Raw genomic sequence first — 15,746 nt, 5'->3', positions numbered from 1 at the left:
GTCGTAACGATATGGCGCGAATCCGAGATTCCTCTCCCGTGGCGCGTGCCGGTGCGCGTCCGCACCCGAAGGGGACCGAGTTGGCCAGGCGAAGTGAACGCGAGCAGGTCGACCCGGCGGTCCAGGCGGCGCGCATCAACCGCCGCGGCACGCTGGTCACCGCCATGGCCACGGTCATCGCCGCGCTGATCGGCGGCCTGTTCGCGGCCTACAAGGTCGGCAGCGACCAGGGCGCGGCCGCGGTCCCGCCCCGGACGGTCACGGTCACCACCACGGCGCCCGGCCACGGGGCCCCGCCCGCCTCGACCGGCGCGGCGCAGGCGAGCGACGTGTCCACCCAGGTGCGGCTCGCCTCCGGGACCGGCGTCGACCTCGACGCGGCCGACCCCCGCGCCGTCGAAACCAGCGGCCCGAACGGGGACGTCGACCTGTCCTTCGGCGACTCGGGGCTGATGGTCGGCCGGTCGGCGATGTACTACTACAACGGCGGCGAGAACGCGGCGAGCACCGCTTGTCCCAAAGCGGTGGCCAACGACAAGCCGGCCCCGGGCGGACCGGCCGTGTTGTTCCCCGGGAGCCAGTTCTGCATGCGGACCTCCGAAGGCAAGGTCGGCTGGGTCGGTTGCAACGACGTGAAGGTGTCCAGTGACCACACCGGGTACATCGTCCTGAACTACCGGCTGTTCGCCGCGACCTGAGCCGCGGGGTTCAGCGGCGCACCCGGGTCGATTCGCGGACGACCAGCTCCGGGGTGAAGACCACGGCCTGCCGTTCCGGTTTCGTGTCCGACGTCTCCGCCAGCAGCAGTTCCGCGGCCGTGCGGCCGAGCCGGCGGGCGGGCTGGCGGACCGACGTCAGCGGGACCGCCGCCGCGCCCGCGAACTCGATGTCGTCGTAGCCGACGATCGCCATCTCGTCCGGGACGCGGACGCCCGCGCCGACCATCGCCTGCAGCACGCCCAGGGCGAGCAGGTCGTTCGCGCAGAACACCGCCGTCGGCCGCGGGCTCGTCCCGAGCAGGCGCGCGCCGGCGTCGCGGCCGGAAGAGACGTCGAGGCCGATCGCCTCCAGCACGGTCAGCTCGGCGCCGGAGCCGCTCAGCGCGGTGCGGAGGCCCTGCTCGCGGTCGCGGCACTGGGTGAGGATGGCGGGGCCGTTGACGAAGGCGATCCGCCGGTGCCCGGTCTCCAGCAGGTGCCGTCCGCCGAGGGCGCCGCCGGCGACGTCGTCGACCGAGACGGAACTCGCCTCCGAAGCCGGGGCCTTGCGGTCGACGAAGACGTACGGCGTGCCGGTGCGCCGGAAGGTCCGCAGGGCCTCGCCGGAGGTTGCGACCGGGCTCAGCAGCACCCCGCGCACCCGCTGCTCGGCGAACATCGCCAGGTAGGACGCTTCCAGTTCGGACCGCTGCCCGCTGTTGCAGGTGATGATGTTGAGGCCCTCGGCGTGCGCGGCCTGCTCGGCCCCGCGCGCGACGTCGACGAAGAAGGGGTTCCCGAGATCGAGCACGAGCAGCCCCATGACGCGGCTGCGCCCGGCCCGCAGCTGCCGCGCGGACTCGTCCCGCACGTAGCCGAGCTCCTCGATCACCGAAAGCACCCGGCTCCGCGTCGCGGCCGCGACCACGTGCGGCCGGTTGACCACATTGGACACCGTGCCGATCGAGACGCCCGCCCGCTTCGCGACGTCCTTGATGCCGACCACCGGACCCCCTCGCTGAAGAAGGGTGAGCCTAGCACGATCTGAAACGTTTCAGAAGCCGATTACCGACCTTGGTCGGATGATCGCGCCGCTAGGCTCCAGCCGGGTGTGCCTGCCACTGGGAGGAGTCCGGGTGCGGATCTTCACGATCGTCCTGTCGCTGGTGCTGATGGGGGTGTTCTCCGGGGCGGTCGCCGCGGCTTCGCCCATTGTGGAAGGTGATACCGACAATCCCGTCACCGCCGCGCCGGCGGTCACCCGGCCCGGTACCCCGCACTGCACCGTCACGCTCGCCGACGCCTTCCGCTCCAACGCCGCCGACGGCAGCCCGCAGTACTACGAAGGCACCCTCGCGCCGCCGAAGGCGTGCCCCGGGCCGTGGGCGAAGGTCGTCATGGATCAGACCGTCACCGTGAGCGGGCGGCAGTACGACCGGATCGGCGACCTGCGGATCGGCGGCACCGAAGTCTGGTGGGGGACGACCGAGGAGCCCAGCGGCGAGGGCCGCCGCGCGATCACCTACCACTTCGACAAGGACCTGACCCCCTACAGCGCGCTCCTGCGGACGCCGCAGCCCTTCCACGGCGGCGTCGAGAACTACACCTCGCCGATCTACACCGGCGTCTACGCCCAGACCGTGACGCTCACCTACTACCAGGCCGACGGCAAGCACCCCGCGCCCGAGACACCCGGCCACGTCGCCGGGTTCGGGCACGCCGACGCGACGCCCGCCGCGCCCACCGTGCACTTCACCGCCCAGGGCCTGCCGCGCAACATCACCCGCGCCTACCTCGAGGTCACACTCGAAGGCCACGCCTGCGACGAGCAGTGGTTCGACGACGTCCCCGACACCGTCGCCGCGAAGTACCCGGCGGCCGGCCTCTGCGGGAAGGGGCCGTACCGCGAGGCGAACTTCGCGATCGACGGGATCGCCGCGGGGAGCGCGTTCACCTTCCCGCACATCTACTCCGGCGGGATCGTGCCGCAGCTGTGGCGGCCGATCGTCGCGATCGACACCTTCAGCCTGCACGCCGAGACCTACGACGTCACGCCGTTCGCGGGACGTCTCGTCGACGGCGGCACCCACGACCTCTCGTTCTCCTTCCCGGACATCGGCGGCGAATTCACCGTCGTCCCGACGCTCCTGCTCTACACCGACCAGAACGCCGCGCGGACGTCCGGTGCCCTCACGCAGCACGACGTCGCCGCCGCGCCGGTGCGGCAGACCACGGTCAAGGACATCTCCGGCGGCGTGAACGTCACGGTCACCGCCCAGCGCCACGACGTCACGGCCGGCTACGTCGACACCTCCGCCGGCCGCGTGTACACCCGGGTCGAGCGGACTCGCGACTACCGCAACAGCGACGACGTCACCGGCGGCGGCTTCGCCCAGCACGTCGTGCAAGGCGATTCGGGACAGCAGACGTCGGTGTCCACGGTGGCCGGGCGAGTGCGGTCGGCGGCCCGGCACACGTGGTCGTACCCGCTGACGACCGACGCGACCGCGAACATCACCGACGACCAGAACCTGCGGATCTCGGGTTCGGTGGACATGACGAAGATCCTCGGCGACTTCACCGGTGACGGCCGGAACTGGCGCCCGGCGCGCGCGTCGCGGGAGTGGCTGGCCTCCTCCGGCGTGCTGGCCCGGACGAACGGCGTGAACACCGAGGCCGACGGCCGCTCGAAGACGCTCTTCACCGGCGCGGACGACCTTGGCCGGCCGTACTTCCACTACGTGGCCAGTGAGCACGGGCTGATCACCGAGAACCGGGAGCTGCCGCCGCACTAGTCTTCCGGCATGCCTTCCGGTCAGGTTTCGGTCTGGGTACCGATCGTCGTGGGGATCATCGGCTTGCTCGGGGTCGTGACCGGCCAGCTGATCAACAGCCGCCGGGAAGACCGGCGGTGGGAGCGCGAAGCGGCGCGGGAGGAGCTGCGGCACCGGCGGGAGAATGAACGGCTGGCCGCCGAGCGGGCTCACGCGATCACGCTGCACTGGTCGCAGGAGCGCAAGGACGCTTATGCGGGTCTGCTCAAGGAAGCCGACGATTACCTTAGAACTCTGCTGAAGTATGTGGAGGCGCTGGAGCACAAGGGACCGACTGGCGAGTTTCTGACCCTCATGAGCAAGCACGCGCAGGCCGCCGGGTCCTTCCACGCGGTCGTCGACATCCTCGCTTCACCCCTTATCCGGGCGGCGGCCGACGAGTTGGCGCGGGCGACAGTCGGCGCGCGGATCACCGTCACCTCCGACGGTGTTGACGGCCACTCCCGAGGAGTTGCCTTGCGCGAGGCCGAGCGCGCCAGGGACGCGTTCCTCGGCGAAGTCCGCGCGGAACTGGGCGTGGACACTCCGGCGGAACGTCCGGGGCCGGCCGATGCGGACCGATAGGGTCCCGGCTCGTGACCGAACCCGCCTTCGTGACCGAGACCCGGATCGCCTACGACACCGTCGCCGACTCGTACGCCGAGCAGTTGCGGGACCTGCTGGACGAAAGCCCGTGGGACCGGGCGATGCTGGGGACCTTCGCCGAACTCGTCAAGGGAAGCGGCCCGGTCGGTGATCTCGGCTGCGGCCCGGGCCGGCTGACCGGGTACCTGGCCTCGCTCGGGCTGGACGTGTTCGGCGTGGACCTCTCGCCCGGCATGGTCGACGCGGCCCGGCGGGCGCACCCCGGCCTGCGCTTCGAGGTCGGGTCGATGGCCGCCCTCGACCTCGGCGACGGCGACCTGGCCGGGGCGGTGGCGTGGTATTCGCTGATCCACACCCCGCCGGAGGAGCTGCCGGCGGTGGTGGCGGAGCTGGCGCGGGTGCTCGCGCCGGGCGGCCGGCTGCTGACCGGCTTCCAGGTCGGCGACGAGCGCCGGCACATCACGCACGGCTACGGCCACGACGTCTCCTTCGACGCGTACCGGTTGCAGCCGGACTTCGTGGCCGACCTGTGCGTCGCCGCGGGGCTGACCGTCGAAGCGCGGCTGGTCCGTGCGCCGCAGGGGCCGTACGAGAAGACGCCGCAGGCTTGCCTGCTGGCCCGCAAGCCGGGGTGAACCCCGTCTCGCTTCCCGTCACCCGATCGGGCTAGTACGGTACTGTCGGTCCCATGGGGAGTCTCCGCTCACGGGTCCTGGGCTGGGTCGGCCGGCGCTACCTCGCCCGGCAGTCGAAAAAGGGCTTCGACCTCGAAAAGATGTCGTCCCTGCTGCCTGATTCGGCGCTGCTGCCGCTGAAGCGGGACGGCCTCGACCCGGTCCCCGCGATGGCCGCGCAGCGGAGCGAGGCGCCGATCGGCAAGCTCGACCTGCCGTTCGGGATGAACGCCTGGCTCGTCACCGGCTACGACGAAGCGAAGGCCGTTCTCGGGAAGGCCACCGGCTTCTCCAGCGACTTCGCCAACCTCGTCGGCAACGCCGGGGTGACCGCCGACCAGAACCCGGGCGGGCTCGGCTTCGCGGACCCGCCGGTGCACACGCGGCTGCGGAAGCTGCTGACGCCGGAGTTCACCATGCGCCGCTTGAACCGGCTGGCGCCCCGCATCGACGAGATCGTCGCCGAGCAGCTCGACGCGATGGCCGCCACCGACGGCCCGGTCGACCTGTGGCAGGCGTTCGCGCTGCCGATCCCGTCGCTGACCATCTGCGAGCTGCTCGGCGTGTCCTATGAGGACCGCGAAGACTTCCAGCGGCTGAGCACCGCGCGCTTCGACCTCTTCGGCGGCGCGGGCGCCTCGCTGGGCGCGATGTCGGAGTCGCTGACCTACCTGCTCGACATCGTCAAGAAGCAGCGCGAACAGCCCGGTGACGGCCTGCTCGGCATGCTGATCAAGGAGCACGGCGACGAGATCGACGACCGCGAGCTGGCCGGCCTGGCCGACGGCGTGCTCACCGGCGGCCTGGAGACCACGGCGAGCATGCTGGCGCTCGGCGCGTTGGTGCTGCTGCGCGACGAGAAGGCGATGGACGCCGTCCGCGGCGACGACGAGTCCGTCCACCGCTTCGTCGAGGAGCTCCTGCGCTACCTGACCGTGGTGCAGATGGCGTTCCCCCGGTTCGCCAAGGAGGACATGGAGATCGGCGGCGTGCACATCGCCGAGGGCGACATCGTGCTGGTGTCGCTGTCGGCGGCCGACCGCGATCCGAAGCTGGGCCAGGACATGGAGACGTTCGACGCGACCCGCGACCCGACGTCGCACCTGGCGTTCAGCTACGGCATCCACCGCTGCATCGGCGCGGAGCTGGCCCGGATGGAGCTGCGCACGGCGTACCCGGCGCTCGTCCGCCGCTTCCCGAACCTGCGGCTGGCGGTGCCGGAGGAGCAGCTGTCGTTCCGCAAGGTGTCCATTGTGTACGGTCTGGACGAGCTTCCGGTCCTGGTGGACTGAGCTCAGCGGACCCCGCGGGGCCGGAACTGGATGCTGATCCGCGGCCCGGCCGCCCGGGTCGTCTTCGGGACGGCGTGTTCCCACGTGCGCTGGCACGAGCCGCCCATCACGATCAGGTCGCCGTGGCCGAGGGCGTACCGGTGGGACTCGCCGCCACCGCGGGGGCGCAGGGCCAGCTGGCGTGCGGTGCCGACCGAGAGGATCGCGACCATCGTGTCCTCGGTGCTGCCGCGGCCGATCGTGTCGCCGTGCCACGCGACGCTGTCACGGCCGTCGCGGTAGTAGCACAGGCCCGCCGTGCGGAACGGCTCGCCGAGTTCGCTCGCGTAGTGCTCGCTCAGCGCGGCGCGGGCCTCCGCCAGCACCGGGTGGGGGAGCGGCTCCGATTCGCCGTAGAAGCACAGCAGCCGGGGGACGTCGACGACGCGGTCGTACATCTTCCGCCGCTCCGCCTGCCACGGGACGCCGGTGGCGAGGTCGGCGAACACCTCGTCGGCGCCGGCGAGCCAGCCCGGCTGCACGTCGACCCACGCGCCGGAGCCGAGTCCGGTCCGGCGGGGCGCCAGGGCGTGCAGCGTGACGGGGCCGGACTCGCCGAACAGCGATGCCTGCAGGGCCGGGGTCGTCATGGGTCCGACCGTACACGATGTTCGAACAGGTGTTCTACGTGAATCATCGCGAAACCGGCCGGACCCCGGCCGCGATCAGTGCGTGACGTCGTAGACCAGCTTCTGGATCCCGTTGCCGTAGGTCTCGCTCTCGACGAGCTTCAGGCTCTGCTTGTCCTTGTCGGTCTCGCTGAACAGCCGCTTGCCCGCGCCGAGCAGGACCGGGAAGACCAGCAGGTGGTAGCGGTCGATCAGGCCCGCGTCGGCCAGGGCGCGGTTCAGGGTGGCGCTGCCGTTGACGATGATCGGGCCGCCCTCGGTCTCCTTCAGGGCCGCGACCTCGTCCAGGGATCGCAGGATCGTCGTCTCGCCCCAGTTGTCCACCAGGTCCGCCTCGGTGAGGGTGGTCGACACGACGTACTTCGGCATCGCGTTGTACCCGGCGAACTCCACGGTCACGCCCGGCCAGACCGGCGCGAACGCCTGGTAGCTGACCCGGCCGAGCAGCAGTGCCGTGGCTTCTTCCTGCTCGCTGCCCTTGATCGCGTAGGCGGCGGGGTCGAACTCGATGTCCTTGAACGTCCAGCCCGCGTTGCGGTAGCCCGGCTCCCCGCCGGGGGCCTCGACGACGCCGTCGAGCGAAACGAACGAGGTGGAGATCAGGGTGCGCATGTGGTGCTCCTCGGTGGTCGATCCTGCTTCCGCAAGTCTGTCGAACGGGCCGGGCCGGATTCGACACGGCACGCGCGGAAAACTTCCGACACACCGCGGCGGCGGAAAGTGGGTCTTGTTCGCCGAGGCGCGGGCTCGTACAGTCACTGACACGCCGGATAAAGGTCTGGACCTTACCGGGCGACCGCCGCCTCGAGTGACACAGGAGGTTGACGGTGCGCAGACTTCACGGTGCGGGCGTGCTCGCGGCGGCGGCGCTGGGGCTCACGGTGCTGACCCCGGTGGCGGACGCCCAGGTCGGGACGGGTCCGTGGATCGCGGACTCGCCGGGCTACTCCGAGCAGGAGCGGGGGTGCGGCGACATCTCCGGGCTGACCTTCAAGCTCACCTGCTCGACCGGCAGCGGCGACCAGCGCGCGGAACGCCGCTACACCACCTACACCGGCGGCACCCACCAGTTCGAAGGCTCCTTCAAGATCACCAGCATGGGTGGGAGCCGGATCAGCCTGAAGCAGACCTTCCGGGACGGCTCCGACGCCGGCCCGTTCTTCATGCTGGCGGTGGAAAAGGGCGGCCGGCTCTACGCCGTGCACGGCGGGAACACCATCGCCACCGGGGCGACCGTGGGCACGAGCGTCCGGGTGAACACGATCAACCAGGTCGGCAGCACCCACAAGGTGTACATCAACGGCTCGCAGAAGGACTCGGTCTCGAGCCCGGCCGGCAGCTACTACGACAAGTTCGGCAGCTACCGCACGGCGAGCGGCGCGGGGCCGATCACGGTGCAGTGGAGCGGCATCAAGTTCTGGCACAAGTGAGGCAGCGGCGTCCCCGGTTCACGCCGGGGGCGCCGCCCAGGCCTCGGGGTCGTCCCAGGCGGACAGCCGCCGCCGGCTGGTGAACCGGCGGTGCGCGCCGGTCAGCGGGTCGTCGAAGTCGAGGACCTTGGCCAGCAGCTGCAGCGGTTTCGTGAAGTCGCCCAGGGGTTTCTCGCGCAGCTCCGGGTAGAAGTCGTCGCCGAGGATCGGGAGGCCGAGGCCGCTCAGGTGCACGCGCAGCTGGTGGGTCCGGCCGGTCGACGGGACCAGCCGGTACCGGGCCAGGCCGTCACGGTGTTCGAGCAGGTCGACGTACGTCTCGGCGTTCGGTTCGCCCGGCACCTCCTGGGCGGCCAGCACCCCGCGGTCCTTCACGATCCGGCTGCGGACGGTCCGGGGGAGCGGCAAAGCCGGGTCGTACCGCGCGATCGCCTCGTACTCCTTGTGCACCCGGCGGTCGCGGAACAGCGTCTGGTACTTGCCGCGCAGCTCGGGCGTGATCACGAACATCACCAGCCCCGCGGTGACGCGGTCCAGCCGGTGCGCGGGGGACAGGTGCGGCAGGTCGAGCTCGCGGCGCAGCCGCACCAGTGCCGTCTCCAGGATGTGCTGCCCACGCGGGATCGTCGCCAGGAAGTGCGGCTTGTCGACGACGAGCAGGTGCTCGTCGCGGTGCACGACGTCGATCGCGAACGGCACCGGCACCTCGTCGGGGAGGTCGCGGTGGAACCAGATGAACGAGCCGGGCGCGTACGGCGTGTCGATGCCGAGCGGGCCGTCGGTACCGTGGATGCGCTCTTCGCGCAGCATCTGCTCGATGCGATCGGGCGCGACGCGCGGCAGCCGGTCGACGAGGTGCGCCAGCAGTGTCGGCCACTCGCCGTCGGGCAGTTTCAGCCGGGCGGGCTCCAGCCCGTGGCGGGGCGGGATCGGCGGGCGGAGCTTGCGTCTCATCGTCCCCGACTGTAACCGTGCCTAACCCTCCGGCGACGTCCGGTAGCGCGCGAGGTAGCGGGCGGTCACCTCGGCGTTCTTCGCTTCGGCGGCCTCGGCGCGGATGCGGCGCCCGGTGTTGTGCGGGAAGCCCTGCCGGCCGAGCCGGTGCTCGACGCTCTCCTCCATGTACGCGCACGAGTAGAAGTACGCGACCAGGGCGGCCATCAGGACCAGCGAGAGCCGCAGCCAGATCGAGCCGGGCAGCAGCAGCCAGACGGCGCACAGCGGGGCGATGCCGATCGACCGCTGGAGCACGAACCGGGCGCGCCAGTGCTTCGACGTCGCGTCGTGCAGCACCCAGTCGTTGTAGCGCTCGGGGAGCCGCACGCCCACGGCGTACCCGAACCAGCGGAGCACACTCGGTCGTTCCATAGGATTGATAGTACACTAATGCTTAGTGCGCTAATCATTAGCGCGATCGACGACACAGTAGGATCGGGCCATGATCGACCTGGGTGGGGACCCCCTGAAGCTGGACCGGCAAGTGTGCTTCGCGCTGTCGGTGGCTTCGCGCAGCGTGATCGCGATCTACCGGCCGCTGCTCGAGCCGTACGGCCTGACCCATCCGCAGTACCTGGTGATGCTCGCGTTGTGGGAGCGGTCGCCGCGCTCGGTGAAGGACCTCGGCGCGGCCCTGCGCCACGAACCCGCGACGCTGTCGCCGCTGCTCAAGCGGCTGGAGGCCCTCGGGTACGTCACGCGCGGCCGCAACCGTTCGGACGAGCGGCAGCTGACGGTCGAGATGACCGAGGCCGGCCGGGCGTTGCGGGCGGAGGCGGAGAAGATCCCGTACAAGGTGGTCGAGACGCTCGGGATGGACGTCTCCGAGCTGGAAGCCCTGCACGGCGTGCTGACCCGCGTGATCGACGCGACCGCCTGAGGAATTCCCGGCCGCCCGGCGCGTTGCTCCCGGAGAGCCTTCCGGGAGGAATCTTGCTGAAGATCAGGCTGGGCGTCGCGCCCGCGGCCGGGACCGGGCCGGCGGAGTTCGCCGGGCTGGCGGCCCGGCTGGAGGACGCGGGCATCGACTCGCTGTGGCTGTCCGAGCTGGTCCACTCGCCCGAAGTCGACCCGATGATCGGCATGGCGCACGCGCTGGCGCGGACGTCGAAGCTGAAGGTCGGCACCGGCGTCGCGATCCTGCCCGGCCGGCACCCGGTGCTGGTGGCCAAGCAGCTGCTCACCCTGGCCGGGCTCGCGCCCAAGCGGGTGCTGCCGGTGTTCGGCCTCCGTCCGGCCCGCGCGGCCGAAGCCGGCCTCTTCCCGGTGCCGCCGGGCCGCCGCGCCGCGGTGTTCGACGAGTCGCTGGTGCTGCTCCGCCGGCTGCTGGAGGAGGACGAGGTCTCCTTCCACGGCGAGTTCTTCCAGGTGGACGGCGTCCGCCTCGGCCCGCGCCCGGCGAAGCGCCTCGACGTCTGGCTGGGCGGATCGGCCCCGGCGGCCCTGCGCCGCACGGGCCGCCTCGCGGACGGCTGGCTCGGCAGTTTCCACACGCCGTCGCAGGCGCGCGACGCCCGGATCGCGATCCAGCGGGCGGCGGCGGAGGCGGGCCGCGAGATCGAGGAGGACCACTTCGGGCTCAGCCTGGCCGTCGCGGACCGGGGCATCCCGGACGAACTCGCGGCGGTGGCGGCCCGCCGCAGCCCCGGCGTCCCGCTGACGGACCTGGTGGCGACGAGCTGGCCGGAGGCCCGCCGGCTGGTGGAGCAGCACATCGAAGCCGGCCTGTCGAAGTTCGTGATCCGGCCCGCGCACGGCGATTTCGACGGCTTCCTGGAGAAGTTTCAGGCGGAACTGGTGCCACTGCAGAACTGAGCTCAGAACTCCAGCTGCTCGGTCTTCCGCGGCATCAGCAACAGCGCCCCCACCGAGAGCACGGCCACGGCCAGCAGCCCCAAGAACACGTAGTGCGTCGCCTCGGCCAGCGCCCCGCGCACGTACACCGCCGCCGGCGAGTCCGCGTGGCCGCCCAGTACCAGGCTCGTCGCGTCCACCGAAGGCGGCAGCGGACCCACTCCCGGCGGCGGCGAAGCGAACCGCGAAGCCAGCGTCGCGTTGGCGATCGCCCCGAACACCGCCGCTCCCACCGCGCTGCCCAGTGACCGGCTGAACAGGTTCGTCGCCGTCACGACGCCCCGGCGGTCCCAGCCCACCACCGACTGGATCGCCACCAGCGTCGGGCTCGCCGCCAACCCCAGCCCGATCCCGAGCACGAACGCCGCGAAAGCCGCTGCCCACAGCGAAGAACCGGCGCCCAGCAACGCCACCAGGACACCCCCGGCGATGATGAACACGCTGCCGATCAACGCCGTGTCGCGGAAACCGATGCGCAGGTAGATCTTGCCGGCCAGGGACGCGGAGATCGGCCAGCCGACCGTCAGCGCCGCCACCGCGAACCCCGCCACCAGCGCGCCCGCGCCGAGCACGCCCTGCGCGTACGTCGGCAGGTACGACGTCAGGCCCATCAGGACCGCGCCGACCACCAGCGCCACCAGGTTGCCGCCCACCAGGACCCGGCGCGTGAACACCCACAGCGGCAGCACCGGCTCCGCCGCGCGCTTCTCCACCAGCACGAACACCACCAGCAGCACCGCGCCCGCGACGAAGATCGCCACGCTCGGCAGCGAACCCCACGCCCACGCGACGCCGCCCTCGAGCAGGCCGAGGATGATCAGGGAGCAGCCGAGGGTGAGCAGGCTCGCGCCCAGGTAGTCGACCTTGTGCGGCTTGCGCTCCACGCGCTCGCTGAAGCCGCGGAACAGCATGAACGCCGCGATCGCGCCCAGCGGCAGGTTGATGAAGAAGATCCAGCGCCAGTCCAGGTACTCGGCGAACAGGCCGCCGAGTGTCGGGCCGACCACCGAAGCCGCGCCCCAGACGCTGGCCACGTAGCCCTGCACCCGCGCGCGTTCCTCCACCGTGTACAGGTCGCCGATGATCGTCATCGACATCGGCTGGATCGCGCCGGCGCCGATGCCCTGGACCGCGCGGGCGGCGATCAGCACCGGCATGCTCCAGGCGGCGCCGCACAGCACCGAGCCGACCAGGAACGCCGCGATCCCGAAGAACATCACCGGACGGCGGCCGAGCACGTCGGCGAACTTGCCGTAGAGCGGCACCGTCACGGCCTGGGTGAGCAGGTAGATCGAGAACAGCCACGGGAACTGCGCGAACCCGCCGAGGTCCTTGACCACCGACGGCACCGCGGTCGCGATGATCGTGCTGTCCAGCGCGACCAGCGCCGTGCTGAGCATGACCGCGATCAGGACCGGGCCGCGTTCGGACCGGAAGCCGACCCCCGTGGTGGCGGCGGATGTCGTCATCGGCGGGGTGCTCCTCGGAACGGTCATGACCGGGGTCAACTACTTTGCAGTCCTAAGCATTCCATCCCGGTGGCACCGGCCCCAGCGAATTTCCGGACGCCCGTGGCGCAAGATGGTCAGGATGAGCGACTGGATCCGGCCGATCGGGCGGGGCTGGGTGGTCCGCGAGGCGGTCCCCGGCCCCGACGTCGACGAGTTCGCCGAGCCCGAGCGCGTGATCGCCGCGCTGGCCGCGCCCGGCGCCGCGGACAGCCTGCTGGCCGTGCAGCACCCCGCCCGGACACCCGCGGCGCTGGCCCGTGGTCTCGACCTGACGGCCGCCGTGCCGGTCGCCCGCGCCGTGCTCGAACGGCTCCGCAAGCGGTTCTACCGGCCGGTGCGCGACATCGTCGCCCCGTACCGCGTGGAAGGGCCGGACGGGGTGGCGCTGGGCCTGCTCTGCCTGGTCGACCCGGCGGCGGTGACCGACGACGGCGCCGCGCGCGTCCGCCACACCGAGGACGTCTACCCCGACGTCGTCGCCGAACGGGCCGCGGTGCTCGCCGGCCTGGGCTGCGCGACGAGCGCCGCGCTGCTCGTCCCGGCCGCCGGGGGCCCGGAGCTGACCGAGCAGGTCGAGCAGGCCTGCGCCGGCCTCGGCCTGCCCGATCTGTCCACTTCGGACGCCGCCGGCCGTCGGCACGACCTCTGGGTGGTGCCCGAAGGACCGCTGCAGAGCCGCCTGCTGGCCGCGGTGGCCGGCACGGACCTGCTGGTCGCCGACGGCAACCACCGCGTGGCCGCCGCGGCGGCGGCCGGCCACGGCGCCCTGCTCGCCCTGGTCACCGCGGGACCGGCCCTGAAGATCGGCGCGATCCACCGCGTCCTCACCGGCACCGGCCTCGGCCCGGAGGACCTGGTGACGCGCTGGTGCGCGGCCGGCCTGGACGTCCGCTACGACGAGCACGCGGTGCCGGTCACCGGCGAGGCGGTCGTGCGCGCCGGCGCGGCCGTGCTGCGGGTGCCGCTCCCGGCCCCGGACGGCCCCCGGCCGGTGATCGACCACGAGATCGTCGAGCAGGTCCTGTTCGCCCGCGCGCTCGGCATCGACCCGGACGGGCCGTGCGTCCGCCCGCTCCCGGCCGGGCGCCCGCTGCCCCCGGACGCGGACGCGGTGGTGCTGCTGGCCCCGGTGGGGTACGCCGACGTCCTCGCCGTGCACGCGGCCGGCCGCCGGATGCCGCGGAAGGCCACCTACTTCACGCCGAAGCCGCGCAGCGGGCTCGTGCTGGCGGAGCTTTAGCTGTGCTGTCCAGGGACACCCTGACCCCACGCCCCCGGCTGCGGCTGGCCCGGCTGATCGTCGAGCAAGGCTGGACCCCCGCCACAGCAGCGAAGATGTTCATGGTCGCATCCAAGACCGCCGCGAAGTGGGCGCAGCGCTACCGCACCGAGGGCCTGGCCGGGATGGCGGACCTGCGCCGATCTGGGGAGCACCCCGAAACGGACCCGGCCCTACCGGCCGCAGACCAACGGCAAGATCGAACGGTTCCACCGCACCCCGGCCGAGGGGCTGGGCCTACGCCCGCTTCTACCCGTCTGAGCCCCAGCGCCAGGCTGCGCTACCAGGCCGGCTGCACTTCTACAATCATCACCGACCCCACACCTCAACCGGCGGCAAGCCGCCGGTCACCCGGCTAACGGGCGTCCCACCAGTTCAGGACCCGGGTCGCGAACAGCGTCAGCCACTTCGACGGCTGCCCGGCGGGGACGTCCACGGCGAACCACACCCGGCCGGCGTCCGTCCGCTGCTGCAGCCACGTCCCGTCCGGCTGCCGGGCCGCGCGGATCAGCGCGATCGCCTCGGCCAGCCGCTCGTCCGGGCGGCCGGCGTCGCGGAAGTAGGATGCGGCGTTGAGCACGTCGTAGCGCCAGCGGAACGGGTAGCCGAACTCCGTCACCCACGGTCCGATCGGCGCACCCGTGGAAAGCCGGCGGAACAGCCCGCGTTCCAGCAGGTACTCCTCTCCGGCCAGCCGCGCTTCCCGGGAGGCCGAGGTGCCGCCCGTCGCCGTCTCGTACGCCAGCAGACCCTTGAGCGCGTTGAGCGTCGAGTGGACCGACGAACGCGCCGAGCCTTCGACCCACTCGCAGTTCCAGCCGCCGTCGGGCAGCCGGTGCTCGACGAACCACTCGGCGATCCCGGCGACGTCCGCGCCGAGCCACACCCCGTTGGCGAGGGTCCAGGCGTTGATGCAGCAGTCGACTTCCCCGCCCCAGTACGGCAGGTCGTCGTACTCCCAGCGGCAGTGCCGGTCGAGCAGCTCGGCCGTGCCGCGCAGGACGGCGGCGTCGAGGCCCCATTCCCGGAGGGCGTTCAACGTCCACGTCGTCGCCGTCCACGGCTGGTCCTCGGCACCGTGGTAGTCGGCGGGGAAGAACGCGCCGCCCGCCCACCGGCCGTCGGGGTCCTGCGCCGCCAGCAGGCGGGCACCGAACCCCTCCGACGCGATCCGCGCCCGCGTCGCTTCCCAGACGGACGGCGGCTCGCCCGCCAGGTCGCGCTCCACCTGCCAGCGCAGGGCCGGATCGGAGTCGCGCAACCAGGCGAGCACGTCCATCAGGCTCCCGTGACGCCGTCGATCGCCTCGCGCAGGAAGTCCGCGTGGCCGTTGTGCCGGGCGTACTCGTGGATCATGTGCAGCATCACCAGCCGCAGCGAGACGTCCTCGCCCCAGCGCGGCTGGTGGGCGGTGACGTCGAGGGACTCCGCCGCCTCTTCGATCTTGCGCGACTGCTCTACCTCGGCCTGCCAGGCCTCGAAGGCTTCGGCGCGCGTCGACGAACTCGCGTCGTAGGCGGCCTGGAAGTCGCCTTCGTCCGACCAGCGCAGCGGGATGTCCTCGGCGTTGATCACCCGGCGGAACCAGGTGCGCTCGACCTCGGCCATGTGCCGGACCAGGCCGAGCAGCGACAGCGTGGACGGCGGGCTCGACGCGCGGCGGAGGTCCTCGTCGGACAGTCCGTCGCACTTCATCGCGAGGGTGGCGCGGTGGAAGTCGAGGAAGGTGCGCAGCATTTCGCGCTCGCCCCCGGTCAGGGGCGGGGCGGGCCGTTCGGTGGTCACGAAGGAGTGTGTATCACGCCCGGCCCCGTCGTTCGCCGGGAATTGTCGTACCCGTGTCTTAAGCTCGCGCCGTGGACTTGCCCGTCATGCCGCCCGTGCGGCCGATGCTCGCGAAAGCGGTGCACGAGGTACCTCGTGCA

Annotated in this window: 17 protein-coding genes and 1 pseudogene; 10 read left to right on the top strand and 8 right to left on the bottom strand. The window is 71.8% G+C overall.

The genetic code is table 11. The features are described from left to right. The first annotated feature begins 80 nt into the window (after positions 1-80). On the top strand, positions 81-698 hold the full coding sequence (locus CCN39_RS24805; protein WP_143264136.1) for a hypothetical protein: 618 nt from the start codon (positions 81-83) through the stop codon (positions 696-698). A gap of 10 nt (positions 699-708) precedes the next feature. On the opposite strand, the gene CCN39_RS24800 is transcribed toward CCN39_RS24805, so the two are convergent. Beyond that, a complete protein-coding gene (locus CCN39_RS24800; RefSeq protein WP_086845797.1) occupies positions 709-1,704 on the bottom strand; it encodes a LacI family DNA-binding transcriptional regulator in 996 nt (331 codons plus the stop codon). A gap of 130 nt (positions 1,705-1,834) precedes the next feature. Between CCN39_RS24800 and CCN39_RS24795 the strand changes: the two genes are divergently transcribed. The 4 genes from CCN39_RS24795 to CCN39_RS24780 are packed head-to-tail and all read left to right on the top strand — an operon-like array spanning position 1,835 to position 6,083. Beyond that, on the top strand, positions 1,835-3,493 hold the full coding sequence (locus tag CCN39_RS24795; protein WP_086845796.1) for a peptide-N4-asparagine amidase: 1,659 nt from the start codon (positions 1,835-1,837) through the stop codon (positions 3,491-3,493). A 9-nt stretch (positions 3,494-3,502) separates the two neighbouring features. Next, a complete protein-coding gene (locus tag CCN39_RS24790) occupies positions 3,503-4,096 on the top strand; it encodes a hypothetical protein (protein WP_086845794.1) in 594 nt (197 codons plus the stop codon). Between the two features lie 11 nt (positions 4,097-4,107). Continuing rightward, on the top strand, positions 4,108-4,752 hold the full coding sequence (locus CCN39_RS24785) for a class I SAM-dependent DNA methyltransferase (RefSeq protein WP_167455169.1): 645 nt from the start codon (positions 4,108-4,110) through the stop codon (positions 4,750-4,752). Positions 4,753-4,805: 53 nt separating this feature from the next. Beyond that, positions 4,806-6,083, top strand: a complete 1,278-nt coding sequence (locus tag CCN39_RS24780; protein ID WP_167455168.1) for a cytochrome P450 — start codon at positions 4,806-4,808, stop codon at positions 6,081-6,083. A 2-nt stretch (positions 6,084-6,085) separates the two neighbouring features. On the opposite strand, the gene CCN39_RS24775 is transcribed toward CCN39_RS24780, so the two are convergent. Both CCN39_RS24775 and CCN39_RS24770 read right to left on the bottom strand, forming a co-directional pair. After that, positions 6,086-6,712 carry an alpha-ketoglutarate-dependent dioxygenase AlkB gene (locus tag CCN39_RS24775; protein ID WP_086845790.1) on the bottom strand — a complete coding sequence of 209 codons (627 nt, stop codon included), beginning with the start codon at positions 6,710-6,712 and terminating at the stop codon, positions 6,086-6,088. A 75-nt stretch (positions 6,713-6,787) separates the two neighbouring features. Beyond that, positions 6,788-7,363, bottom strand: a complete 576-nt coding sequence (locus CCN39_RS24770; RefSeq protein WP_086845788.1) for a dihydrofolate reductase family protein — start codon at positions 7,361-7,363, stop codon at positions 6,788-6,790. Between the two features lie 239 nt (positions 7,364-7,602). Here CCN39_RS24770 and CCN39_RS24765 point away from each other — a divergent pair, with 239 nt between their 5' ends. Next, positions 7,603-8,181: a polysaccharide lyase family 7 protein gene (locus CCN39_RS24765; RefSeq protein ID WP_167455170.1), complete on the top strand. Its 579-nt coding sequence runs from the start codon at positions 7,603-7,605 to the stop codon at positions 8,179-8,181. Positions 8,182-8,199: 18 nt separating this feature from the next. Here CCN39_RS24765 and CCN39_RS24760 read toward each other — a convergent pair whose 3' ends face one another. Then, on the bottom strand, positions 8,200-9,135 hold the full coding sequence (locus tag CCN39_RS24760) for an RluA family pseudouridine synthase (protein WP_086845784.1): 936 nt from the start codon (positions 9,133-9,135) through the stop codon (positions 8,200-8,202). A 21-nt stretch (positions 9,136-9,156) separates the two neighbouring features. Continuing rightward, positions 9,157-9,534: a DUF5313 domain-containing protein gene (locus tag CCN39_RS24755; protein WP_086845782.1), complete on the bottom strand. Its 378-nt coding sequence runs from the start codon at positions 9,532-9,534 to the stop codon at positions 9,157-9,159. Between the two features lie 85 nt (positions 9,535-9,619). On the opposite strand from CCN39_RS24755, the gene CCN39_RS24750 reads away from it, so the two are divergent. Both CCN39_RS24750 and CCN39_RS24745 read left to right on the top strand, forming a co-directional pair. Next, positions 9,620-10,057, top strand: coding sequence for a MarR family winged helix-turn-helix transcriptional regulator (locus CCN39_RS24750; protein WP_086845780.1), 438 nt, complete (start codon positions 9,620-9,622; stop codon positions 10,055-10,057). 53 nt (positions 10,058-10,110) lie between these two features. Next, the gene (locus CCN39_RS24745; RefSeq protein ID WP_086845778.1) at positions 10,111-10,992 is read left to right on the top strand and encodes a TIGR03854 family LLM class F420-dependent oxidoreductase; all 882 of its coding nucleotides are present in this window, start codon (positions 10,111-10,113) and stop codon (positions 10,990-10,992) included. A 2-nt stretch (positions 10,993-10,994) separates the two neighbouring features. Here CCN39_RS24745 and CCN39_RS24740 read toward each other — a convergent pair whose 3' ends face one another. After that, complete coding sequence (locus CCN39_RS24740; RefSeq protein WP_086845776.1) at positions 10,995-12,500, bottom strand: MDR family MFS transporter; 1,506 nt, start codon at positions 12,498-12,500, stop codon at positions 10,995-10,997. 121 nt (positions 12,501-12,621) lie between these two features. Here CCN39_RS24740 and CCN39_RS24735 point away from each other — a divergent pair, with 121 nt between their 5' ends. Both CCN39_RS24735 and CCN39_RS24730 read left to right on the top strand, forming a co-directional pair. Beyond that, complete coding sequence (locus CCN39_RS24735) at positions 12,622-13,782, top strand: DUF1015 family protein (protein WP_086845774.1); 1,161 nt, start codon at positions 12,622-12,624, stop codon at positions 13,780-13,782. Positions 13,783-13,980: 198 nt separating this feature from the next. Next, positions 13,981-14,179, top strand: a pseudogene (locus tag CCN39_RS24730) (integrase core domain-containing protein); the annotation flags it as partial. On the opposite strand, the gene CCN39_RS24725 reads toward CCN39_RS24730, so the two are convergent. Together CCN39_RS24725 and CCN39_RS24720 are read right to left on the bottom strand one after the other, a co-directional pair. Beyond that, positions 14,177-15,100 (bottom strand): squalene cyclase, encoded by a 924-nt coding sequence (locus tag CCN39_RS24725; protein ID WP_086845772.1) that lies wholly within the window; start codon positions 15,098-15,100, stop codon positions 14,177-14,179. The pseudogene CCN39_RS24730 and the gene CCN39_RS24725 sit on opposite strands and share 3 nt — an antisense overlap. Further along, positions 15,100-15,606, bottom strand: a complete 507-nt coding sequence (locus CCN39_RS24720) for a DinB family protein (protein WP_086845770.1) — start codon at positions 15,604-15,606, stop codon at positions 15,100-15,102. Before CCN39_RS24720 ends, CCN39_RS24725 begins: the two co-directional genes overlap by 1 nt. Between the last annotated feature and the right edge of the window lie 140 nt (positions 15,607-15,746).

It is taken from the genome of Amycolatopsis kentuckyensis (assembly GCF_002155975.1).
Lineage (GTDB): Bacteria > Actinomycetota > Actinomycetes > Mycobacteriales > Pseudonocardiaceae > Amycolatopsis > Amycolatopsis kentuckyensis.
Note: the sequence above shows the minus strand (reverse complement) of the source record. Positions and strands in the feature narration are given on the sequence as shown.

What these genes read in the sequence shown, in the direction of transcription:
- CCN39_RS24735 (WP_086845774.1), top strand. Translation starts at nt 12,622, where the DNA reads ATGAGCGACTGGATCCGGCCGATCGGGCGGGGCTGGGTGGTCCGCGAG.
- CCN39_RS24750 (WP_086845780.1), top strand. Translation starts at nt 9,620, where the DNA reads ATGATCGACCTGGGTGGGGACCCCCTGAAGCTGGACCGGCAAGTGTGC.
- CCN39_RS24725 (WP_086845772.1), bottom strand. Translation starts at nt 15,100, where the DNA reads ATGGACGTGCTCGCCTGGTTGCGCGACTCCGATCCGGCCCTGCGCTGG.
- CCN39_RS24780 (WP_167455168.1), top strand. Translation starts at nt 4,806, where the DNA reads ATGGGGAGTCTCCGCTCACGGGTCCTGGGCTGGGTCGGCCGGCGCTAC.
- CCN39_RS24775 (WP_086845790.1), bottom strand. Translation starts at nt 6,712, where the DNA reads ATGACGACCCCGGCCCTGCAGGCATCGCTGTTCGGCGAGTCCGGCCCC.
- CCN39_RS24740 (WP_086845776.1), bottom strand. Translation starts at nt 12,500, where the DNA reads ATGACGACATCCGCCGCCACCACGGGGGTCGGCTTCCGGTCCGAACGC.
- CCN39_RS24770 (WP_086845788.1), bottom strand. Translation starts at nt 7,363, where the DNA reads ATGCGCACCCTGATCTCCACCTCGTTCGTTTCGCTCGACGGCGTCGTC.
- CCN39_RS24790 (WP_086845794.1), top strand. Translation starts at nt 3,503, where the DNA reads ATGCCTTCCGGTCAGGTTTCGGTCTGGGTACCGATCGTCGTGGGGATC.
- CCN39_RS24760 (WP_086845784.1), bottom strand. Translation starts at nt 9,135, where the DNA reads ATGAGACGCAAGCTCCGCCCGCCGATCCCGCCCCGCCACGGGCTGGAG.